Source organism: Bacteroides sp. ET71 (assembly GCF_023336905.1).
Taxonomy (GTDB): Bacteria; Bacteroidota; Bacteroidia; order Bacteroidales; family Bacteroidaceae; genus Bacteroides.
On sequence record NZ_JAMBLS010000038.1, the window covers coordinates 1 to 21801 of the forward strand.

A 21801-nucleotide genomic window follows, 5' to 3' on the forward strand; every position below is an offset into this window, starting at 1 on the left:
AGATAAAGTATCATACTTTACATATTAAAGTATCATACCTTTTATAATAAAGTATCATACTTTATCTATTAAAGTATGATACCTTATGTCGTAAAGTATCATACTTTATATAGGACAGTCCGCCACCGACACCGGCAAAGGCCGCCGGTGAGAGGGGGACGGACGGCACCCGAGAAAACTTTTTCCCCCACAAATTTCCAAAACACACGGGAAATGCCTATCTTTACGCTCTCGAAAAAGACAATCACACCAACAATATGGAAAACAGAAGTTTAGTCACCATCGCCGAACACAGCAAGGAGAAAATCCTCTACATGCTGGACATGGCCAAGGAATTTGAGGCACGTCCCAACCGGCACCTGCTGGACGGACGGGTCGTAGCCACCCTATTTTTCGAACCCTCCACCCGCACACGCCTCAGCTTCGAGACGGCCGCCAACCGCCTCGGCGCCCGCGTCATCGGCTTCAGCGACCCCAAGGCCACCAGCTCGTCCAAGGGCGAAACGCTGAAAGACACCATCAAGATGGTAAGCAACTATGCCGACATCATCGTCATGCGCCACTACCTCGAAGGAGCCGCACGCTACGCCAGCGAGGTGACCGACGTGCCCATCGTCAACGCCGGCGACGGAGCCAACCAACACCCCTCGCAGACCATGCTCGACCTCTACTCCATCTACAAGACACAAGGCACGCTGGAAAACCTCGACATCTGCCTCGTGGGCGACCTGAAATACGGCCGCACCGTCCACTCCCTGCTCATGGCCATGCGGCATTTCAACCCCACCTTCCACTTCATCGCCCCCCGCGAACTCCAGATGCCCGAGGAATACAAACTCTACTGCCGCGAGCACGGCATCCGCTTCGAAGAGCACACAGACTTCACCGAAGACACCATCAACCGGGCAGACATCCTCTACATGACCCGCGTGCAGCGCGAACGCTTCACCGACCTCATGGAGTACGAACGCGTGAAGAACGTCTACATCCTCCGCGCCAAGATGCTCACCCACACCCGCCCCAACCTGCGCATCCTACACCCCCTGCCCCGCGTCAACGAAATAGCCTACGACGTCGACGAAACCCCGCAGGCATACTACTTCCAGCAGGCACAGAACGGACTCTACGCACGCCAGGCCATCCTGTGCGACGTGCTCGGCATCACACTGGACGACGTGCGGCGCGACACCCCTATTCAGTAAACAACAGAGGACAAGGCGTCAGGCAACAAGGGCGACCTCGTAGCCTCGTCGACTTGTCACCTCGTCAACTAAAAAGATTCAATTATGAACGACAAAAAAGAACTACAGGTAGCCGCACTGGAGAACGGCACCGTCATCGACCACATACCCTCCGAAAAGCTCTTCACCGTAGTATCCCTCCTCGGCCTGGAGCACATGAGCAACAACATCACCATCGGCTTCAACCTCCAGAGCAAGAAACTGGGCAAGAAAGGCATCATCAAGATAGCCGACAAATTCTTCACCGACGACGAGATAAACCGCATCGCCGTCGTAGCCCCCAACGTCAAGCTGAACATCATCCGCAACTACGAAGTGGTAGAGAAACGCGAACTCACCCTGCCCGACGAACTCATCGGCATCGTCAAGTGCGCCAACCCGCAGTGCATCACCAACAACGAACCCATGCCCACACGCTTCCACGTCATCGACAAAGACCAATGCGTCATCCGGTGCCACTATTGTGAGAAGGAACAGGAGAGGAAAGACATCACGCTGCTATGAAACAAGACTGGAAACCCGGCACCATGATATACCCCCTGCCCGCCGTCCTGGTGAGCTGCGGGAGCACACCCGACGAGTACAACCTCCTGACCGTAGCTTGGACAGGCACCCTCTGCACCAACCCGCCGATGTGCTACATCTCCGTGCGCCCCGAACGACACTCCTACGACATCATCCGGCGCCGCATGGAGTTCGTCATCAACCTCACCACCACCGGCATGGCCCGCGCCACCGACTGGTGCGGCGTACGCTCCGGACGCGACTACAACAAGTTCAGCGAGATGGGCCTCACCCCCGGCCGGTGCACCGTGGTCAGCGCCCCCCTGGTGGAAGAATCGCCCCTATGCATCGAATGTCGTGTCAAGGAAATCCTCTCGCTGGGCTCGCACGACATGTTTATCGCCGACGTAGTCAATGTGCGCGCCGACGACCGTTACCTCAACCCCGACACTGGCAAATTCGAACTGGCTGCCGCCGACCCGCTGGTTTACGTACATGGCCACTACTACGGCCTGGGCACACCTGTGGGCAAATTCGGCTGGTCGGTAGAAAAGAAAAAATAATTCTCCGAAAACATGCGCATCTGCCACCTACTCATCAGCTTCGGCATGCTCCTGTTCGCCTCTGCCCCCCTCGCCGGCCAGCCCCAAAGCTCCACGCCCAAAGAACAAGACATGGCCATCTCCACCAACTTCGGTGCAAAGGCCGGCTTCACCGCCGCCCTCTCCCTGCTGAACGATTTCAGCATCGGAGGCGTGCCCATCGAACAAGTACAAAACGACTACAAGGTAGGTTATTTCGCTTCCATCTTCATGCGCATCAACTTCGGCCGGCATTTCCTTCAACCGGAAGTGTCATACAACGTCAACCAATGTGGCGTCAACTTCAACAAGCCCCAAGACCAAGACATGGTCATAGGTTCACAAACAAGCAGCACGGCCTACATTGAATCGAAAATACACAGCATCGACATCCCTGTCATCTATGGCTACAACTTCATCAAAACAGGCCCTTATGCCATGTCCGTATTCGGCGGACCCAAGATACGCTACATCTGGAGGCACAAAAGCAAGGTGACGTTCCGGAATTTCGATGTAGAAGACCTCCACGAAAGCCTACGCCCACTCAATGTGAGCTTCACGCTGGGCGTGGCCGTCGCCATTTCACGCATATTCTTCGACTTCCGTTATGACATCGGCCTGCTGAACATGTCCGAAGGCGTAACATACACTCCCACTCCCGAGGAGACGGACGAATATGCAGTGAGTTACCGCCGACGGGACAACGTGCTGAGTTTCTCACTCGGCATCTTCTTTTAGACGCAAATTCCCGTCGATTCTTTCCTGCAATTCATTTATTTGTCCTACCTTTGCAAACGAAGCGAGAATGGGAACTTAGTTGACAAGGGAACGACGAGTTAACAAGGCCACGAGGAACAGAGCTTATTCCTTGTCAACTCGTCAACTTATCAACTATTACAAGACCTTATTGTCTTGTTAACTCATTCCTTTATCAACTATTAAATCATCATTAATTTAGATACAAATGAAACGAGACGACTTGATTTTCGACATCATCGAAAAAGAACACCAACGCCAGTTGAAGGGCATCGAACTGATTGCCTCTGAAAACTTTGTGAGCGACGAAGTGATGCAGGCCATGGGCTCCTGCCTGACCAACAAATATGCTGAAGGCTACCCCGGCAAACGCTACTACGGCGGATGCGAAGTGGTGGACGAGAGCGAACGCCTGGCCATCGAACGAATCAAACAGATATTCGGCGCCGAATGGGCCAACGTGCAACCCCACTCGGGCGCACAAGCCAACGCTGCCGTATTCCTGGCCGTGCTCAACCCCAGCGACAAGTTCATGGGCCTCAATCTGGCTCATGGCGGACACCTGTCGCACGGCTCGCACGTCAACACGTCGGGCATCCTCTACACGCCCTGCGAATACAACCTGAATAAAGAAACGGGCCGTGTGGATTATGACCAAATGGAGGAAATCGCCCTGCGAGAACGCCCCAAGATGATTATCGGCGGAGGTTCAGCCTACTCACGTGAATGGGACTACCGCCGTATGCGCGACATCGCCGACAAGGTAGGCGCCATCCTCATGATTGACATGGCCCATCCCGCCGGGCTTATCGCCGCAGGTCTGCTGGACAATCCCGTGAAGTATGCCCACATCGTCACCTCCACCACCCACAAGACACTGCGCGGACCGCGCGGTGGCATCATCCTGATGGGCAAGGACTTCCCCAACCCTTGGGGCAAGACGACGCCGAAGGGCGAGGTGAAGATGATGTCGCAGTTGCTAGACTCGGCCGTTTTCCCCGGCATACAGGGCGGACCGCTGGAGCATGTCATCGCCGCCAAGGCCGTGGCTTTCAACGAAATCCTGCAACCGGAGTGGAAGGAATATGCCATGCAGGTGAAAAAGAACGCCGCCACGCTAGCCCAGGCCCTCATCGACCGCGGATTCAGCATCGTCAGCGGAGGCACGGACAACCACTCAATGCTGGTGGACCTCCGCACGAAGTATCCTGACCTGACGGGCAAGGTGGCTGAAAAGGCACTGGTGTCGGCCGACATCACGGTAAACAAGAACATGGTGCCCTTCGACACGCGCTCGGCCTTCCAGACCTCGGGCATCCGCCTGGGCACGCCCGCCATTACCACACGCGGCGCCAAGGAGGACCTGATGCTGGAGATTGCCGAGATGATAGAAACCGTGCTCGGCAACGTGGACAACGAAGCGGTCATCGCACAAGTACGCGCCCGCGTCAATGAGACGATGAAGGCTTACCCGCTCTTTGCCTACTGAACGAAGCGTGAAGAATGAAACATGAAACATAACGGCAAATAGCCGCCACACAGCCCCGCAGATGCCTCTCCGACAGAGACGGACTGTGGGGCTTTTTTGTCTCATTAAAATCTTATGAAACGAAACCGAACACGAACCCTCCTGCTGACGGCCGCCGCCCTGCTGCTCACGCTGGCCGCCTACCTGTGCCTGCCGCACTACGCCCGCCAGGCGCTCATCCACCTGATGCCCGTCATCGACGACCTCGAGACGTTCCACCGCGACACCGTGCGCCACGCCCCCGCCCACGTCCGCCTCTGGCCCCACGCCGCGGCCTACAACCGCAGCCGCCTCAGCCCCGCCGACGAGGCCTACCTAGACTCACTGCACACCGTCGCCTTCCTCGTCGTCAGCCGCGACAGTCTCCTCTTCGAGTCGTACCGCGACGGGTGGAACGACACCCTGACCTCCAACCTCTACTCCGCCACGAAGACCATCGTCGGCCTGCTGACCGGCATAGCCCTCGACGAAGGAAAAATACACAGCCTCGACGATCCCGTGTCGCGCTACCTGCCCGCCTATACTCGCGGACGCCAGGCCGACGTCACCCTGCGCCACCTCCTGACCATGAGCGGGGGTATGGCCTGGGACGAAGCCTACGCCTCGCTCTTCTCCGTCACTACACATGGATACTACGGCGACGACCTCTACGATCTGGTCACCCAACTGGACGTGACAGAAGCGCCCGGCGTGCAATTCTCCTACCGAAGCGGCGAGACACAGTTGCTGGCCTTCGCACTTGAAGCCGCCACGGGTCAAACTCTGAGCAAGTATGCCGAAGAGAAACTTTGGAAACCGATGCAAGCCGAACGCGACGCCTACTGGCTGCTGGACAAGGCCGGAGGCGATGAGAAAGCCTTCTGCTGCTTCCACACCACAGCACGCGACGCCGCCCGCTTCGGACGACTCCTGCTCCGGCACGGCAACTGGGACGGCCGGCAACTCGTGTCAACCAGCTACATGGACGAACTGATGCGCCCCGCCTCTTACTTGAAAGACCAATGGGGACGTGATTCTCTCTCCTACTACGGCCGCCAGACGTGGCTCTTCCCCTACCGGGGCGAGGTGCTCCCCTGCATGAGAGGAATGTTAGGGCAATACATCTTCGCCATCCCGTCGCGAGAGGCCATCGTCGTGCGTTTGGGGCGCAAACGGCACGATGTCTACGAAGGGCCGTTCACCGTGGACATGACGCGGTATCTAGACATCGCCATGAAGATACTGGACGAAGAAAATAAGGACAAGATTAAAGGGTAGGAACCACTTCTATCCGCATGTTGCAATCGCCGGCACCCCGCAGAATAGAATGAGAGAGCGTCACACGGAAATCGGTATCTTTCCATAAACAGCGCAACGAATAAAGCACACTCTGGCGGGAGCACTCACATAGCAGAGGGGTATTCACGTACCCCTCCTTACATAACCCGCAGGTACACTCCAAGAAACAGAGATGATACACCTGCCCTGGCTCCACCACTTCACCCCTGACGCCAGGCAATTCATTGGCTTTCAAAAAGAAAGTATCCATATCGCCTTGAGCATCCTCATATAGCCCTCTGTAAACAGCAAGCACGCCGCTGTTCACACAATTCTTCCCACACTCAGAGAAGAAACGCTCCTTTTCTTCAGCAGTGAGACGTTCTATCCCCTTTTCAAAGCCCTTAAACCAGTTTGCAATATCCATGATTCATGTCGTTAGCTGTTTTTTCTTGCCTGCAAAGATAAGGATTCTATTTGAAGCGCGACGTGTCCACCCCTTCCCTTTTCTTCTCCTGATAGCCGCCGAACTTCCAGGCAAAGGAGAGGCCCACCGAACGGAAGCACGAGTAATCGTTCGTCACCCACTGGCGGCCGTAGCGTATCTGCGGGTCGATGCCGGCCGTCTGGAAGATGTCTTTGCACCAAGCCGTGAGGATGCAGTTGCCCCCGGCAAAGGCATAACGCAGGCCAAGGTCGAGATTGCCGCTGGTGGGCAGGTCGTAGATGCCCTGTATGGCCCCGGTCTGGCAGAAGCCGTTAAGCGTCAGGCGAAGGTCGGGCTTGACGGGCAGCTTGAAGGTAGCGTTCAGCACGGCGACACCCGCCAATGTACGGCGATCGAAGGGCAGGTCATAGAAGTCGGAGTCCTTGTCGCGCAGCCACATGCCCACCAGGGTGAGGCGCGAGTCAAGCCACTGGCCGACCTTGAAGGGGACTGAGACCTGCACGACTGCCTGTTGCCGGAAGTCGAAGTTCAGAGACTTGTATATCTCCAGCAACTTCTCCGGCGACTGGTAGAGGGTCTGCATGGACATGTCCTTGTTGTGGTCGAACCAGAAAGAGAAAACGTACTTCGACTTCAAGATGTAGCTCAGCGAAAGTTGGTAGTCTTTCTCGGGCTTCAGCAGCGGGTTGCCCTGTATCTCGGAGTAGCCGCCGCCCAAGTAGGACACGGCATTCTGCACCGCCCAATACTCCGGATATTCCTTGTCGCTGCTGAAGGAAAGTTGCAGGATATGGCCCGGCTTGGGCAGGTAAGTCAGGTTCAGCACGGGATAGACATCCCACTCGTCCCACACGGGCGTCTTGTAGCGCTCACCCGCCAACGAGACGTCCAGCATCCACTTCCGCCCGAAGCTCTTGTTGAACCCGACATAGAGGTTGAGCGCCTGTTCCCTGCGGCGTGACCGCATGTCCGGCGGCAACTCGGATTCTTCATTCTTCATTCCTAATTCTTCATTAAAATAGTATTGGCTGGAGTTGTCCACACTCGTCGTATATATCGCCCCGTAGTTCAGTCCCCAGCCGTTCTTCAGCGAATGCTCCTGCGAGAGGTAGAACTTCCAGGCGTTGATGCGTTGCAGGTCGGTGGTGTAGAAGTCCATCCGCTCGCCCTCCATCTCGCTGTGGAGGAACTGGTCGCCAGGCGTGCGATACCACGTGAACTCTGCCCCTGCACTGAGGCCGACGGGCGTGCGATAGTCCAGACGGCCGTTGTGCAGCCACGAGGTCTGCGTGCTCCGGTTGGTGGCTGTCTGCGTGCCCGTGGTGTGCTGATTGGTGTGGCTGGTGCCATACGCGCCGTTGTAGACGAAGGAGAGGTCGTGGTCTTTCCCTATCTCATAGTCCGCCCCCAGCCGGAAGCTGTGCGTATGGCTGCGGCTGCGCGCCACCTCGTGGTTCTCGATGAGGTGCGTCTCGTCCGTAGCCTCCTGCCAGTGGCGCGCCTCCTTGTCGGTGGTGTTGAAGCCCTTGCCGTGGTCGTGCGAGTAAAGAAGGTCGAGAGAGAATCGTCCACCATCATATAATAAGGAGGCGCGCTCCTGGAAACTGGCCCCGTGGCTCTGGTCGTATTTGCCGTAGGCCTCGCCCTGCACCGTGCCGGGGTCGCCGATGCGATGACGGAGGCGGACGTCTATCATCGCGCCGCGCACCTGGTAACGGGCCGGAGCGTTGAACATCACATCCACCCGCTCGATGCGGTCGGCGGGCATCGACTTCAGCAAGGCATACAGCTGCTCCGTGCTCATGTTCGTCACCTTGCCGTCCAACACGATGGTCACGCCCCGCGCGCCGAGAGTCAGCCCGCCATTCATCTCCGTCACGCCCGGCAGCTCCTTCAAGGCGTCGTAGATGTTGTCCACGGGCTTGCCCTCGATGATCCTTTGCAGGTCATACTCCAGCTTCCCGGCCTTGGCGCGCACCATGGGGCGCTCGCCCGTCACCATCACCTCGGGCAACGTCTGCACCAGGCTGTCCGCCCAGAGGCTGTCCGTCTTCACTTCTTGCGCATCCAGCACTTGCACACTTAGCAAGGCAAGCGCCCATAGGGTCATTCGTTTCATGCTTATCCTCATTTTAGTTATTAGTTATACTCTTTTCCACATCAGCCTATCTACTTAGGCCCTGCCTTGACGGTATCCGGAGATGGCCTACATACGAACTCAACCGGAAATCAGTGGCACCTTTACCAGGAATCAGTGGCACCTCTTTCAATCCTACTATGGAATGAGGTTCTCCTTCCTCCGTCAGAAGGACGGCACAAAGTACGACATTCTCTCCCGATAGATAGGCAGGAAGCGGCTTACCAAGTCTTACCGGAAGTGTTATTTAGTCTTATCAAACGGATGAATATAGGGCAAAAGGCTGTAATTTTGCAGGCATGAAACTCCCCTCGAAATACATCGCCCTCGTGGTCGTCCTCTCGCTCGCGGCCATCTTCGCCTACCAGGCCTACTGGCTGGTGAACCTCTACCGCACGCAACGGCAGGCCGTGGAGCGCAACATCACCGAAGCCTTGCGCGTGAGCGACTACAACGAAATCATCCTCCGCATCGACCGGCTGGATCGGGACTCTACCGAACACGGCGAGGTGTCCGTCAACGCCGGGTTCAACAACGATACTCCCTACGTGGAGAGCCGCACCATCGTCACCGAACAGAAGGGCGACTCCACGCTCATCAACCTGACGCAGCAGAGCGTGAAGGACACGGCCCACATGCAGTCGTCCCTGCACACCAGCGACATGGGCTTCCTCTTCGGACGGAAGAACACGATGCAGGAACTGGCCGCATACTTCCAACGCGGGCTGCACGGCGGCCTGGATGTATTGAACGACCCTGACTTCCAGGCTTACGACAGCCTGCTGGCCGAAGAGTTGAGACAGGCGGATATCACGGCCGATTATCGCCTGGAGCATCTGCACCGGGGCGAGACCTACGACTCCAGCCATGTGTTCACCGACACGCTGGCCGTGGGCGGCACGCAGGGATATGTGCCATCGCCCCGGGCCGTGACCTACGATTATGCCTACGACCTGCACAACCATTGGCTCTACCGCCTCACCATGGAGCCGGTGGACGGCCTCGTGCTCCGGCAGATGGCGGGCATACTGGCCACATCGGCCTTCATCCTGGTGGTGCTGGGGTTCTCCTTCTGGTACCTCATCCGCATCCTGCTGCGCCAACGCACCTTGGAGGAGATGAAGGACGACTTCACCAACAACATCACCCACGAACTGAAGACGCCCATCGCCGTGGCCTACGCCGCCAACGACGCCCTGCTGAACTTCGGTGCAGATGCCGACGCAGCCAAACGCAACCGCTACCTGCACGTCTGCCAGGAACAACTGAAGATTCTCGGCGGGCTGGTGGAGCAGATTCTCTCCATGTCGATGGAGCGGCGCAAGACCTTCCGCCTGCACCCCACGACCTTTGCCGCGGGCGAAGCCATCGCCCCCCTTGTCGAGCAACACAAGCTGAAAGCCGACAAGCCCGTGCACATCGCCTGGCACATCATGCCGCCCGACCTGACCGTCACAGCCGACCGCACCCACTTCTGCAACATCGTGAGCAACCTGCTGGACAACGCCATCAAGTACTCCGCCGAAAGCGCGGACGTGAAGATAGAAGGACGCAAGGAAGACGGGACATTCGTCCTCTCTGTGCGAGACAAAGGCATCGGCATCCCCAAGGATACACTCCCCCGCGTGTTCGACAAGTTCTACCGCGTCCACACGGGAAACCTGCACGACGTGAAAGGCTACGGCCTCGGCCTCTACTATGTCAAGACGATGGTCGAGCGGCACGGCGGCACGGTGGAGGTGCAGAGCGAGCCGGGGAGGGGAAGCGAGTTTGTGATAAGAATATAAAATAATGGTCAATGCTTAATGATAAATGGTTAATAGGCTGTACATGAGCCATCTTATCACGTATTAACCATTAACCATTTATCATTAACCGTTACGAAATTATCAGTCTTATGGATCCTATACACGTATTGCTGGTCGAGGACGAACAGACCCTGGCCATGATTATCAAAGACACGCTGGAAGGACAGGGCTTCCGCATCCGCTTGGCCAAAGACGGAGAGGAGGGGTTGCAATGCTTCTTCCACGAAAAGCCCGACGTGCTGGTGGCCGACGTGATGATGCCCCGCATGGACGGCTTCGAGATGGTGCGCCGCATCCGCCGGAGCGATGCCGTGACGCCGGTATTGTTTCTCACCGCCCGCTCGGCCGTCAACGACGTGGTGGAAGGCTTCGAGCTGGGCGCCAACGACTATCTGAAGAAGCCGTTCGGCATGCAGGAACTCATTGTGCGCATCAAGGCGCTGCTGGGACGAGCCATCCGCACAGAGGCCTCCCCCACCCGGCGCGAGGCATACGAAGTGGGCGCTTATCTCTTCACGCCCCGCACCCAACGCCTCCACCATAACGGCACAGAGACGGAGTTGAGCCACCGCGAGAGCGAAATCCTGCGCCGCCTCTGCGAGCATCAAGACCAGGTAGTGGACATGCGCGACATCCTCCTCGACTTGTGGGGAGACGACTCCTTCTTCAACCAGCGGAGCCTGCACGTGTTCATCACCAAATTGCGCCATAAGCTGAACCGGGACGAACGGATACGGATTGTGAACGTGCGCGGCATCGGCTACAAGCTCATCGTGAACTAAGCGACAAATAATGTGAAAGGATTTCCCCGATTCGAGGGAAAGGAGTAACTTTGCCCGGTAACCCAACAATGAAACCGGAGATATGAAACGCATCGTATTACTGACTTTATTCCTGGCCGGCGCCATCCTGCTCCACGCCCAAAGCGAGGTGAAGGCGGACACGCTCGACGTTCCTCCCGCCGCAGCAGATGCCGGTTCTTCTCTCCTGCCTTCCACCGTCAAGAGCTATGGCGGATTCCTGCTGGACATGGGCGCGATGAACTTGCCCGAACGTCCCAGCCTGAGCAACTTCAAACTGACGGTGCCCGACGCGAGCAAGGACTACAGCTTCCTGCTCCGCCCGCAGACGGATGCCATCTACTCGCAAAGCACGTGGCCGATGTTCGCCTCACCCTACTACGGTTTCTGGGGCACACCCACCACCCTGCAAATGCGCAGTGTCCGGCTGAAAAACGGCTGGATGCTCAACACCTACGGCGAATACGATGCCGACGGGCGGCGCGTGCCCAATCCTTCGGCCCTGCCCTGGCAGCGCAACAACTTCAAGGGCGCTTTCGAGCTGAAGTCGCAAGACGGCTCGTTCGGCATCCGCGTCGAAGTGCAGCGCGGACGCGAGAATCCATTCTGATTTTTCCTACCCCGGGAAGTAAGGCGTTCCCTACCCCGGGAAAAAAGTACCCCCTCAAACGAGGGAAACCTCCAGCCCCTTCTCCTCCCGATAGGCGCGCACCAGAGCCAGCACCTCTTCGCCATACTTCTCCACCCCCTTCGGTCCGACGTGGGGGATGCGCCGCAGCATGGTGGCATCTGTCGGCAAAAGATTGCTGATGCCAACCAGAGCCTTTTGGGAGAACACCCTGTAAGCCGGCAGGTTGAGGCGACCGGCCTCGGCATTGCGCCAGGCACGCAGGCGCTCGAACAATTCCGGATGAAGGATGTCGTCCGAAGCAACTTCCGCCCCCGGAGCGGCAGCAGCCACCCCCATCCGCCGCGCATCTTCCCTGACACGGATGGGCGTCCCGGCATATTCCAACACCAGCAAAGCCTTCTGCTTCAGATAGGCAGACACCGCAAAACCAGACTCACGAACAAATGCCAACAAGTCTGCCTGCAACCGGTAACAGTCCCGCAAATCCTCGTAAGCAGCCGTCAACTGTTTCCTCAACTGCCTGTTGTCCGTATCCAAAGGCTTGCGCACGGCCACCGCATACAACGGTCTGAGTTCATCGCCAAAATACCGGGCCGCCGCATGAATCCGCCCCTGCAAAGCTTCGTCATGCTCATAATCCGCACACTCCTCCACCATACGGACGTATTGGACGGCGAAACGCTCCGCCACCCGCCCTACGCGCTCTTCCAGCCTGAGCAACTCCGCCCGGCAAGCCTCCAACTGCTTCGGATAAAGACGATACAAATGCTCATCCAACAAGCGTACATAATGCCTGAACGAACGCAACAAAGGCTGAAACCCGAACAGTTCATCCAACAACTCCCTGAAATACGCCCGCTGCAAAACCGGGAAACGCTCTGTAGGATTCATCTCGCGGGCCTTCTCAGTGAAAGCAGCCACCGTCCCGTCATTGATAATCGCTTTGGCCGACACAGGCGAGCTCAAGACCAACCCCTCCAAAGTGCGGCAACGGCTCAAAGCGACATAAGTCTGCCCATGAGCAAACGAATTTCCCACATCAATAATAGCCCTGTCGAAAGTCAGCCCCTGGCTCTTATGCACCGTAATGGCCCACGCCAGCTTCACCGGATATTGCCGGAAAGTCCCCTCCACCTTTTCAGTAATGGCTTTTGTCTCCTCATCCAAAGCATAACGGGCATTCGCCCACTCCTCAGGCTGCAAAGCCAGCACGACATCCGTCTGCAAACAACGCACCTCCATGCCCTCAGACGATACCGACACGACCTCGCCAATCGTACCATTGCAATAACGGTGCGCGCCACTCGTGTCATTCTTTACAAACATCACCTGCGCGCCACACTTCACCTCCAGCATCTTCTCCGTAGGATACAAATACTCCGGAAACTTGCCCTCAACCGTAGCCTCAAATGCAAAAGAACGCCCCGGCAGGCGCTCCAGCTCATAATTGTTGATACGCTGCGCCTGCACGTTATGCGTCACCAGCCGAATATACCCCTCTTCCTTGGCAGGATTAAAATGAGGCATATAACGGCTGTTCAAAGCCCTCAGGACCTCGTCATCAAAACAGTTCTCACGAATACTGTTCAACATCCTCAAGAAACGGTCATCCTTCTGCCGGTAGACAGTCGTCAGCTCTATCGTGAAATACAACGTATCCTGCAGAGCCTTGGAAGAGAAAAAATAAGGAGTCTGATAATACCGGGACAACAACTTCCACTCATCCTCCTTCACCACCGGAGCCAACTGCTGCAAATCACCAATCATCAACAGTTGCACCCCACCAAATGGCAGCCTGTTCCTACGATAACGCCTCAACACAGCATCGACAGCATCCAGCACATCCGCCCGCACCATACTGATTTCGTCTATCACCAGCAAATCGATACTATTCATAATCCTTATCTTCTCCTTGCTGAAACGAAAATAGTAAGAAACATCCCCCTCGGCCTGAAATGAGCTCTCCGGAACATAAGGTGCAAAAGGCAACTGGAAAAACGAATGTAAAGTAATGCCTCCCGCATTCATGGCGGCAATGCCCGTAGGAGCCAAAACCACCATACGCTTAGAAGACTCACGTTGCAATTTATGCAGAAAAGTGGTCTTCCCCGTCCCTGCCTTACCTGTCAAGAAAAGACTTGTACCCGTACTCTCAACAAACTTCCATGCCAAATCCAGCTCAATATTCCGTTCCATCTGTGTGTTACATTCCTATTATTAAAGTCGTAAAGATACAAGTATTCCTGTTAATAAGAAAAAAGTAGGAAATAAAAAAACGGAGAATATGCTCCTCAAACAAGCATACCCTCCGTCCTTCTTTTATCACTCGAAAAGCCTATTTCATACTGCCACCAATGATATCCAACAACTCGTTGGTAATACTCTGCTGGCGCGTCTTGTTATACTGTATGGTCAATTCCTGAATCAAATCATCCGCATTGTCTGTGGCAGTCTGCATAGCCATCATTCGTGCCGCGTGTTCAGAAGTCACAGAATCAAGCAACATCGTATAAATCTTCTGGCACAACACCATTGGCAAGAGTTCGGAAATCACCTTGCCCACCGAAGGTTCCACGATATAATCGTTGTTGAACCCACGTGCTTGGTCTGCAGTACCATCACTCATAGCATCAGCCATCTTTGACAAATCAATCGGCAAATAATTCTCACGCACCAGTATCTGTGACCCCATAGACTTGAAATGATGATAAATCAACTCCACACGGTCTACCTTGTTTTCTGCAAAACTGGCCATCAGTTCAGCAGCCAACTGATAAGCATCCGTATAAGCCGGCACATCTACCAGTTTCTGGTACGAACCCTGCTTGACACATCCTAATTTCGCAACAGCCTCTTCAATTTTCTTTCCCACTGGATATATCAAAATATTTTCCTTGCCCAGAGACTGATAACTTTCAACGGCCTTTTCAAGTAATCTTACTACATTTGAATTGTAAGCACCGCACAAAGAGGTGTTGGAAGAACAAGCCACAATAGCCACCCGCGACACTTCTCTTTGAGCCGTATAAGCCGAATCAAACGAAGCCTCTGTACGAAGAAAATTCGTCAGGATCTCGTTCAGTTTCCGCTGGTAAGGCAACATACTTGCAATGCGACCTTGTGCCTTGTGCAGCTTCGCCGAAGCCACCATCTTCATAGCAGATGTAATCTGGCGCGTGCTCTTTACGGAATTAATCCTGTTTTTTACCTCTTTCAGTGAAGCCATGTTCTAACCGATTTACTTAAACTGTTTTGCAATCATTGCGGCAGCCTTCTCAATCTTCTGGCATACCTCGTCGTTGATAACACCTTGTTTCAATACATCCAAAATGTCAGCCTGATGGTTGGCTTCCAGATATTCCAAGAAACTGTGCTCAAAATCACTCACCTTATCCAGCGGCACATCATGCAGCAAACCGTGCGTGCCACAATACAGAATGGCAATCTGCTTTTCTACCGGCATCGGGCTGTACTGCGGCTGCACCAACAGACGCGTGTTCTTCTGGCCCTTGTCAATGGTAAGAGCAGTTACCGCATCCATATCGCCGCTGAACTTCGTGAAAGCCTCCAATTCTCGGTACTGCGATTGGTCGATTTTCAACGTACCTGCCACCTTTTTCATGGCTTTCACCTGGGCATTACCACCTACACGGCTCACAGAAATACCCACATCAATAGCCGGACGATTACCCTGGTTGAAGAGGTCCGTAACAAGATATATTTGTCCGTCGGTAATAGAAATCACGTTAGTCGGAATATAAGCGGAAACGTCGCCGGCTTGTGTCTCGATGATTGGCAATGCTGTCAGCGAACCACCACCTTTCACTTTGCCTTTCAAGCTGTCAGGCAAGTCATTCATTTGGCAAGCCACTTCCTGCTGGTTGATAATCTTGGCAGCACGCTCCAACAAACGGGAATGGAGGTAGAAGATATCACCCGGATAAGCCTCACGCCCGGAAGGACGACGCAGAATCAATGACACTTCACGATAAGCAACAGCCTGCTTGGACAAGTCATCATATACCACCAAAGCATGACGGCCGGTATCACGGAAATACTCACCGATAGCAGCACCCGCAAACGGTGCATAATATTGCAATGCAGCCGGATCAGCAGCAGTAGCTGCTACCACAATCGTATAGTCCATGGCTCCGTGTTGACGCAATGTATTAACAATAGTTGCTACCGTAGAACCTTTCTGACCGATAGCTACATAAATACAATAAACCGGATCACCCGCTTCATAATTATGCCGCTGATTGATAATGGTATCAATGGCAATAGCCGTTTTTCCCGTCTGGCGGTCGCCGATGATCAACTCACGCTGTCCCCGACCAATAGGAATCATGGCATCCACCGCTTTCAAGCCTGTTTGCAAAGGTTGGTTCACCGGTTGACGATAAATTACTCCCGGCGCCTTACGTTCCAAAGGCATCTCACATAATTCACCACCAATCAAGCCTTTGCCATCAAGAGGCATTCCCAAAGGATCGATTACACGTCCCAACATGCTTTCGCCCACCATAATAGAGGCAATACGTTTGGTACGCTTTACGGTAAAGCCTTCCTTAATCTTATCCGTTTGTCCCAATAATACGGCACCCACGTTATCCTCTTCCAGATTCATTACGATGCCCATGACGCCATTCTCAAATTCCAGCAATTCATTCGCTTCGGCGTTACGCAGACCATAGATACGTGCCACGCCATCACTTACCTGAAGCACCGTACCGATCTCATCAAGAGAGACCTGAGTATCTATGCCTTCCAATTGCTTACGAAGGACATCAGAAACTTCGCTTACTTTTATATTTTCTGATAACATATCATTAGAGTAATTAAAAAAGTTCACATGCATGAACATTTCAGCTTTTCAGCCCTTTGCCACGACATGCCTTATCACTTGTGTTATACGATTCTTCTGTTTTTGTCAATAAATTGTTGTTTCACTCTCCTCAACTGAGTAGCGATACTGGCATCCAATCTATAATCGTTTATATCAAAAATGAAACCACCTTCCAAAGAAGGATTCACTTCCGTATGCAGCTCCATACGAGCATGCAACATGGAAGAGGCACTATTTCGAATACGATTGGCCACCTTCTCACTCACCGGTACGGCCGTTATCAAACGAGCCACACCTATATGTTTACTTTGACGGTACAAATCCATAAACGAAAGGCACATGCTTTGCAACAGATGCTCACGGCGATTCTTCAACACCAACTTTACAAAATCTGTAAAAGTAGCATCCATATCTCCGTCTTTCACCGTAGCTGCACAAATCAATTTATATTTTTCTCCGGAAGACAGTATTGGATTCTCAAGAGCTACATGAAGGTTTGGATAAGAAACAAAATTGCTTGACAGTGTACCACATTCCTCGTACACCACATCTTCCGTTCCTTTATCTTGGGCAAAGCTCATCAATGCCTTTGCATATCGCATCGAAATAATTCCTTGATCCATAATCTCTACAACAATTACGACTCAACAATGAACCTTATCAAGTCACACATTTTAGTTTTTCTTACTTGCAGGAAGCACCTCATCCAACATCCGGTCTATCATATCCATCTGTTCACGTTCTTCATCCAAATTCTTACGAATCACCTTTTCTGCAATGTCAACAGACAATACCGCAACCTGACGGCGAATATCACGAATGGCCTCCTCTTTTTCTTGCTGTATTTGTTTTCGCACCTCATCCAGTTCTTTTTGGGCGACGACTTCCGCCTGCTTACGCGCATCTGCTATAATTTTTTCGCGCTCAGCCATGGCTTCTCTTACAATACGTCCCTGTTCTTTATTGGCAGCAGTTATCAAAGCCTGAGTTTCCTCTTTCAACTTGGAAAATTTCTCATTGGCTTCTTGGGCCACTTGCATAGAATGGTCAATGTAAGCTTTCCGTTCTTCCACCATCTTAACAATGACAGGGAAACCATATTTGGCAAGTATCACGAATACCACCAAGAACGATAAGAGCATCCAAAACAGCAAACCACTATCGGGCAGTAACAATGACATACTTAAAATTCAATTTTAATGACCTATAATCCGGTTGTGTGTTAAAACGCAACCGGACTCCAGGCCAAACATTATTAATATTACATCAAGAAGGTCAACAGACATACGACTACTGCCAACAAGGCAACACCTTCAATCAAGGCAGCAGCGATAATCATGTTGTTACGGATGTCGCCAGAAGCCTCCGGCTGACGGGCAATGGCCTCCATGGCCGAACTACCGATTTTACCAATACCGATACCTGCACCGATAGCAGCTAAACCGGCACCAATTGCCGCACCCATTTTAGTAACACCTACACCTGCAGCAGCAGCTTGCAATAATACAGATAATAACATAATCTTCTAAATTTTAATTGGTTATTTAATAATTTACAAATACTTCATTCACTTCTATTCGTACTATTTAGTCTCCACTTTACCTTCTTGTGCCAATCCGATGAACACAGCAGACAACATCGTGAATACATATGCCTGGATGAAAGCGACCAATAGCTCCAATGCATTCATAAAGATATTGAACAAAACCGAAGCAACCGTCAACGACCCGTTCAATGCCGGTCCCATACTTGCAGAAATAAATACCAAGCATGTCAGTATCAACATGGCCATATGCCCTGCCAACATATTGGCAAATAGACGAATCATCAAGGCAAACGACTTAGTAAAGATACCGAACAGTTCGATGAAAGGCATCATGGGAACAGGGACCTTCAGCCACCAAGGTACATCCGGCCAAAAAATATCTTTCCAATAATGCTTGCTTCCAAAAAGATTGACTGCCAAAAATGTGCACACGGCCAAGACAAATGTCACAGCAATGTTACCAGTCACATTGGCCCCCCCAGGGAAGAAAGGTATCAACCCCATCAGGTTATTAATGAAAATAAAGAAGAAAGCAGTCAATAAGTAAGGAGCGAACTTACGATAATTAGGCCCGACACAACTCTTTATTACATCGTCATTTATCATCATAATAAACATCTCCATACATCCGACAAATCCACCTGGTGATGCACTTGCTTTCGGATGCCTCTTATACCACCGTGCCACGCTCAATATAATAACCAACAATAACGCACTGTTGATGAACAAAGCCAATGTCACTTTCGTAATAGAGATGTCAAAAGGCCGCACCTCATTACCGGCTGCATCATGCTCCACCAACTTGCCCTCATAAGGGCTGCCTGTCGGGGCAATGGAGAAGCCCTCGTACGAACCGTGGTTTTCTTCCAGACGAGAAGAAAGGAAGCAATGCCATCCGGTCGTACTACTATATACAATAACAGGCAAAGGAATAATGAGTTTAGTCTCCCCGATATCTGTAATATGCCACTCGTAAGCATCTCCGATATGTCCGAACACAATGCCCTTCACATCAACCGGTTCAGCTTCTTCTGTGGAAACAGATTCTGGAGCAGCAGACTCATCTGCCTGCACCGGCATAGCGACCAAAGCGGCCGCCATTGCAAGCAAACTCCCAATCAGTATAGTCTGTAATCGTTTCATAATCATTCGTTTTTCCTTTTCTGATTTTTCCCCAAATGCGAGAAAAACCATGAATCATACATTAAATAGACGAAATAGTTGACAATAAATGCAATCACCACGGGCACCTCCATATGAACTGCCAAGCAGAAGCACATAATTGCAATCACAGAAACAAACAATTTCCCCATACGTGCCAATAAATAGAGCTGCAACATTCTCTTAGCCCCGCCCTTTTGCCGGCTGCCCCTTGCCACAGCGAACATCAACAAAGCTCCCATGACATAATAATAAGCAGGAATCCACATATAATCAGCCAGCATCAATGCAGGATACGTAAGATGAAATATCCATCCTCCAATCCCTGCTGTCAACACTGTCAGCAAAGCCATTTCAAACAGATATTTCCGCATAGATACATTCATTTTCCCCTATTTGTCAATTGACACAGACAGAAACCTTATTGCCATTCATTTCAACAAAGCCTCCTTTCACCTTCTCAGTATGCTCCTCACCAGTTTCCGTCACATACGATAACACACCATCTTGCAACGAAGATATAATAGGCGCATGTTGCGGCAAAATAGTAAATGACCCCATTGTACCAGGCAATGTCACATGCTCTACTTCACCACTGAAAATTTCCTTTTCAGGCGAAAAGATTTCCAAATGCAATAACCTTTCCATATGCCTTATGCTTTCGCTGCCTGAGCCAGCAGTTTCTTACCTTTTTCGATCGCTTCTTCAATAGTTCCGACATTCAGGAAAGCCGGTTCCGGCAGGTAATCCACCTCACCATCCAGAATCATCTTAAATCCTTTAATCGTATCCTCAATGTTCACCATCGTACCCGGTACGCCCGTGAACTGTTCTGCGACAGCAAACGGCTGAGACAAGAAACGCTGCACACGACGGGCACGATTTACCAGCACACGGTCAGCCTCCGATAATTCTTCCATGCCCAATATAGAAATAATATCCTGCAACTCCTTGTTACGCTGTAAGATTTGTTTAACCCGTTGTGCCACCTCGTAATGTTCCTTGCCCACAATATGCGGATCCAATATACGCGAAGTAGACTCCAAAGGATCTACAGCCGGATAAATACCCATAGAAGCAATTTTACGATCCAACACCGTAGTAGCATCCAAATGCGTAAACGTGGTAGCAGGTGCCGGGTCCGTCAAGTCATCGGCAGGCACATACACAGCCTGTACAGACGTAATAGAACCATTTTTCGTTGAAGTAATGCGTTCCTGCATGGCACCCATTTCGGTAGCCAACGTTGGTTGATATCCCACAGCCGATGGCATACGTCCTAGCAAAGCAGAGACCTCAGATCCAGCTTGCGTGAAACGGAAAATGTTGTCGATAAAGAACAAGATATCCCGTGGTCCATCTGTCTCTGCTCCCATATCACGGAAAGACTCTGCGACTGTCAAGCCGGACAGAGCTACGGACTGACGTGCTCCAGGGGGTTCATTCATCTGACCAAATATCAAAGTAACTTGCGACTTAGCCACTTCATCATAATCGACTTTCGACAAGTCCCAATTGCCTTCCTCCATGCTCTTCTTGAATTCGTCTCCATATCGGATAACTCCCGATTCAATCATTTCACGCAGCAAGTCATTACCTTCACGCGTACGCTCTCCGACTCCTGCAAACACAGAAAAGCCGTGTTGCTTTTTCGCGATATTATTAATCAGTTCCTGAATCAATACGGTTTTACCGACTCCGGCACCGCCAAACAAGCCAATCTTGCCACCTTTGCTATACGGTTCAAGCAAGTCAATCACCTTAATACCCGTATACAGCACCTCTTGCACCGTAGTCAAATCTTCAAACTTAGGTGGTTCACGATGGATCGGATAAGCTCCCTCACGATTCAATTCCTTCATACCGTCAATGGTATCACCTACCACATTCATCAGACGGCCCTTAATTTGGTCTCCTATCGGCATCGTTATCGGTCCACCCATCGGACGCGCTTTCATGCCTCGCTGAAGTCCGTCCGTACTATCCATCGCCACAGTACGCACCGTATTTTCGCCGATGTGCTGTTGCACTTCCACAATCAAACGCTTACCATTGGGTCGTTTGATTTCCAACGCATCATGAATGCTCGGCAACACCATTTCGGCTTCTGATTCCGGAGCATCAAAATAAACGTCAACCACAGGTCCAATCACCTGCGAGATATGTCCAATCATCTGTGACATAAGCAATTATTATATTTTTTCGTTTCTAAAATAGTTCTTCTCTTTATCTCTCATGGAACTACCCCACAAATTTAGAAAGAAATTATCTATACTTGTTCTCTTTAATAATGTTTTTTGACCAAAAAACACAAAAAAGAACTTTTTGCATCCTCTATAAAGCATCCCATCTTTTATTCAAAAACGTTTATTAACACGGATACTACAAAAAACATCCAGAATAAGAGCCTATCGTTTAAGAATTAAAGACTGTATGCAAAGCAACACTAAGAGTCTGTTTAAAAATTAAAGTCACTACTGTCCCGTAAAAGTGGATAAATAGTTCTTTGAAATTATTGAAATATAGCCAATTACACGGTTTTTGAAATGAAACGGAC

21 protein-coding genes are annotated in these 21801 nt (G+C 52.0%); 9 read left to right on the plus strand and 12 right to left on the minus strand.

Annotated elements, in window-relative coordinates; all coding sequences use genetic code 11:
- Positions 1 to 257: 257 nt before the first annotated feature.
- The 6 genes from pyrB to M3090_RS13630 all read left to right on the plus strand — a co-directional run bounded on the left by pyrB (position 258) and on the right by M3090_RS13630 (position 5867).
- Complete coding sequence (gene pyrB, locus M3090_RS13605) at positions 258 to 1202, plus strand: aspartate carbamoyltransferase (RefSeq protein WP_249057198.1); 945 nt, start codon at positions 258 to 260, stop codon at positions 1200 to 1202.
- Between the two features lie 84 nt (positions 1203 to 1286).
- Positions 1287 to 1745, plus strand: a complete 459-nt coding sequence (gene pyrI / locus M3090_RS13610) for an aspartate carbamoyltransferase regulatory subunit (protein ID WP_262918941.1) — start codon at positions 1287 to 1289, stop codon at positions 1743 to 1745.
- Positions 1742 to 2308: a flavin reductase family protein gene (locus tag M3090_RS13615; protein ID WP_249057200.1), complete on the plus strand. Its 567-nt coding sequence runs from the start codon at positions 1742 to 1744 to the stop codon at positions 2306 to 2308. The genes pyrI and M3090_RS13615 overlap by 4 nt, the downstream gene beginning before the upstream one ends.
- 12 nt (positions 2309 to 2320) lie before the next feature.
- Positions 2321 to 3064 (plus strand): porin family protein, encoded by a 744-nt coding sequence (locus tag M3090_RS13620; RefSeq protein ID WP_249057203.1) that lies wholly within the window; start codon positions 2321 to 2323, stop codon positions 3062 to 3064.
- 226 nt (positions 3065 to 3290) lie between these two features.
- The gene (glyA, locus tag M3090_RS13625; RefSeq protein ID WP_249057205.1) at positions 3291 to 4571 is read left to right on the plus strand and encodes a serine hydroxymethyltransferase; all 1281 of its coding nucleotides are present in this window, start codon (positions 3291 to 3293) and stop codon (positions 4569 to 4571) included.
- 114 nt (positions 4572 to 4685) lie between these two features.
- Positions 4686 to 5867, plus strand: a complete 1182-nt coding sequence (locus M3090_RS13630; RefSeq protein WP_249057207.1) for a serine hydrolase domain-containing protein — start codon at positions 4686 to 4688, stop codon at positions 5865 to 5867.
- Here the strand turns inward: M3090_RS13630 and M3090_RS13635 are convergent.
- Positions 5857 to 6294 (minus strand): hypothetical protein, encoded by a 438-nt coding sequence (locus M3090_RS13635; RefSeq protein WP_249057208.1) that lies wholly within the window; start codon positions 6292 to 6294, stop codon positions 5857 to 5859. The genes M3090_RS13630 and M3090_RS13635 overlap by 11 nt on opposite strands.
- 46 nt (positions 6295 to 6340) lie before the next feature.
- Positions 6341 to 8434, minus strand: coding sequence for an outer membrane beta-barrel protein (locus M3090_RS13640; RefSeq protein WP_249057210.1), 2094 nt, complete (start codon positions 8432 to 8434; stop codon positions 6341 to 6343).
- Between the two features lie 317 nt (positions 8435 to 8751).
- On the opposite strand from M3090_RS13640, the gene M3090_RS13645 reads away from it, so the two are divergent.
- The 3 genes from M3090_RS13645 to M3090_RS13655 all read left to right on the plus strand — a co-directional run bounded on the left by M3090_RS13645 (position 8752) and on the right by M3090_RS13655 (position 11670).
- Entirely contained in the window at positions 8752 to 10239 is a 1488-nt protein-coding gene (locus M3090_RS13645) for a sensor histidine kinase (protein WP_249057213.1), read from the plus strand.
- A gap of 110 nt (positions 10240 to 10349) precedes the next feature.
- The gene (locus M3090_RS13650; protein ID WP_249057214.1) at positions 10350 to 11042 is read left to right on the plus strand and encodes a response regulator transcription factor; all 693 of its coding nucleotides are present in this window, start codon (positions 10350 to 10352) and stop codon (positions 11040 to 11042) included.
- An 82-nt stretch (positions 11043 to 11124) separates the two neighbouring features.
- Positions 11125 to 11670, plus strand: a complete 546-nt coding sequence (locus M3090_RS13655) for an occludin (RefSeq protein ID WP_249057216.1) — start codon at positions 11125 to 11127, stop codon at positions 11668 to 11670.
- 54 nt (positions 11671 to 11724) lie between these two features.
- Here the strand turns inward: M3090_RS13655 and M3090_RS13660 are convergent, their stop codons facing one another.
- The 10 genes from M3090_RS13660 to atpD all read right to left on the minus strand — a co-directional run bounded on the left by M3090_RS13660 (position 11725) and on the right by atpD (position 21427).
- Positions 11725 to 13887: an HRDC domain-containing protein gene (locus M3090_RS13660; protein ID WP_249057218.1), complete on the minus strand. Its 2163-nt coding sequence runs from the start codon at positions 13885 to 13887 to the stop codon at positions 11725 to 11727.
- A 139-nt stretch (positions 13888 to 14026) separates the two neighbouring features.
- Entirely contained in the window at positions 14027 to 14917 is an 891-nt protein-coding gene (locus M3090_RS13665) for a F0F1 ATP synthase subunit gamma (protein WP_249057220.1), read from the minus strand.
- A 12-nt stretch (positions 14918 to 14929) separates the two neighbouring features.
- The gene (gene atpA, locus M3090_RS13670) at positions 14930 to 16516 is read right to left on the minus strand and encodes a F0F1 ATP synthase subunit alpha (protein WP_249057222.1); all 1587 of its coding nucleotides are present in this window, start codon (positions 16514 to 16516) and stop codon (positions 14930 to 14932) included.
- An 83-nt stretch (positions 16517 to 16599) separates the two neighbouring features.
- Positions 16600 to 17160, minus strand: coding sequence for a F0F1 ATP synthase subunit delta (locus tag M3090_RS13675; protein WP_249057224.1), 561 nt, complete (start codon positions 17158 to 17160; stop codon positions 16600 to 16602).
- Positions 17161 to 17211: 51 nt separating this feature from the next.
- Positions 17212 to 17718 (minus strand): F0F1 ATP synthase subunit B, encoded by a 507-nt coding sequence (gene atpF / locus M3090_RS13680; protein ID WP_249057226.1) that lies wholly within the window; start codon positions 17716 to 17718, stop codon positions 17212 to 17214.
- 80 nt (positions 17719 to 17798) lie between these two features.
- Positions 17799 to 18056, minus strand: coding sequence for an ATP synthase F0 subunit C (gene atpE, locus M3090_RS13685; RefSeq protein ID WP_249057229.1), 258 nt, complete (start codon positions 18054 to 18056; stop codon positions 17799 to 17801).
- 63 nt (positions 18057 to 18119) lie between these two features.
- Complete coding sequence (gene atpB / locus M3090_RS13690; RefSeq protein ID WP_249057231.1) at positions 18120 to 19226, minus strand: F0F1 ATP synthase subunit A; 1107 nt, start codon at positions 19224 to 19226, stop codon at positions 18120 to 18122.
- A 2-nt stretch (positions 19227 to 19228) separates the two neighbouring features.
- Complete coding sequence (locus M3090_RS13695) at positions 19229 to 19618, minus strand: hypothetical protein (RefSeq protein ID WP_249057232.1); 390 nt, start codon at positions 19616 to 19618, stop codon at positions 19229 to 19231.
- Positions 19619 to 19643: 25 nt separating this feature from the next.
- On the minus strand, positions 19644 to 19892 hold the full coding sequence (gene atpC / locus M3090_RS13700) for an ATP synthase F1 subunit epsilon (protein WP_249057235.1): 249 nt from the start codon (positions 19890 to 19892) through the stop codon (positions 19644 to 19646).
- A gap of 5 nt (positions 19893 to 19897) precedes the next feature.
- A complete protein-coding gene (atpD, locus tag M3090_RS13705) occupies positions 19898 to 21427 on the minus strand; it encodes a F0F1 ATP synthase subunit beta (RefSeq protein ID WP_249057237.1) in 1530 nt (509 codons plus the stop codon).
- Positions 21428 to 21801: the final 374 nt, after the last annotated feature.

Excerpts from the sequence above, each read along its gene's own strand:
- M3090_RS13620 (WP_249057203.1), top strand. The coding sequence starts at position 2,321 with ATGCGCATCTGCCACCTACTCATCAGCTTCGGCATGCTCCTGTTCGCC.
- M3090_RS13675 (WP_249057224.1), bottom strand. The coding sequence starts at position 17,160 with ATGGATCAAGGAATTATTTCGATGCGATATGCAAAGGCATTGATGAGC.
- pyrB (WP_249057198.1), top strand. The coding sequence starts at position 258 with ATGGAAAACAGAAGTTTAGTCACCATCGCCGAACACAGCAAGGAGAAA.
- M3090_RS13615 (WP_249057200.1), top strand. The coding sequence starts at position 1,742 with ATGAAACAAGACTGGAAACCCGGCACCATGATATACCCCCTGCCCGCC.
- M3090_RS13635 (WP_249057208.1), bottom strand. The coding sequence starts at position 6,294 with ATGGATATTGCAAACTGGTTTAAGGGCTTTGAAAAGGGGATAGAACGT.
- atpE (WP_249057229.1), bottom strand. The coding sequence starts at position 18,056 with ATGTTATTATCTGTATTATTGCAAGCTGCTGCTGCAGGTGTAGGTGTT.
- M3090_RS13630 (WP_249057207.1), top strand. The coding sequence starts at position 4,686 with ATGAAACGAAACCGAACACGAACCCTCCTGCTGACGGCCGCCGCCCTG.
- M3090_RS13660 (WP_249057218.1), bottom strand. The coding sequence starts at position 13,887 with ATGGAACGGAATATTGAGCTGGATTTGGCATGGAAGTTTGTTGAGAGT.
- M3090_RS13655 (WP_249057216.1), top strand. The coding sequence starts at position 11,125 with ATGAAACGCATCGTATTACTGACTTTATTCCTGGCCGGCGCCATCCTG.
- atpA (WP_249057222.1), bottom strand. The coding sequence starts at position 16,516 with ATGTTATCAGAAAATATAAAAGTAAGCGAAGTTTCTGATGTCCTTCGT.
- M3090_RS13695 (WP_249057232.1), bottom strand. The coding sequence starts at position 19,618 with ATGCGGAAATATCTGTTTGAAATGGCTTTGCTGACAGTGTTGACAGCA.
- glyA (WP_249057205.1), top strand. The coding sequence starts at position 3,291 with ATGAAACGAGACGACTTGATTTTCGACATCATCGAAAAAGAACACCAA.
- atpC (WP_249057235.1), bottom strand. The coding sequence starts at position 19,892 with ATGGAAAGGTTATTGCATTTGGAAATCTTTTCGCCTGAAAAGGAAATT.
- atpB (WP_249057231.1), bottom strand. The coding sequence starts at position 19,226 with ATGAAACGATTACAGACTATACTGATTGGGAGTTTGCTTGCAATGGCG.
- M3090_RS13665 (WP_249057220.1), bottom strand. The coding sequence starts at position 14,917 with ATGGCTTCACTGAAAGAGGTAAAAAACAGGATTAATTCCGTAAAGAGC.
- M3090_RS13650 (WP_249057214.1), top strand. The coding sequence starts at position 10,350 with ATGGATCCTATACACGTATTGCTGGTCGAGGACGAACAGACCCTGGCC.
- atpD (WP_249057237.1), bottom strand. The coding sequence starts at position 21,427 with ATGTCACAGATGATTGGACATATCTCGCAGGTGATTGGACCTGTGGTT.
- M3090_RS13640 (WP_249057210.1), bottom strand. The coding sequence starts at position 8,434 with ATGAAACGAATGACCCTATGGGCGCTTGCCTTGCTAAGTGTGCAAGTG.
- M3090_RS13645 (WP_249057213.1), top strand. The coding sequence starts at position 8,752 with ATGAAACTCCCCTCGAAATACATCGCCCTCGTGGTCGTCCTCTCGCTC.
- pyrI (WP_262918941.1), top strand. The coding sequence starts at position 1,287 with ATGAACGACAAAAAAGAACTACAGGTAGCCGCACTGGAGAACGGCACC.
- atpF (WP_249057226.1), bottom strand. The coding sequence starts at position 17,718 with ATGTCATTGTTACTGCCCGATAGTGGTTTGCTGTTTTGGATGCTCTTA.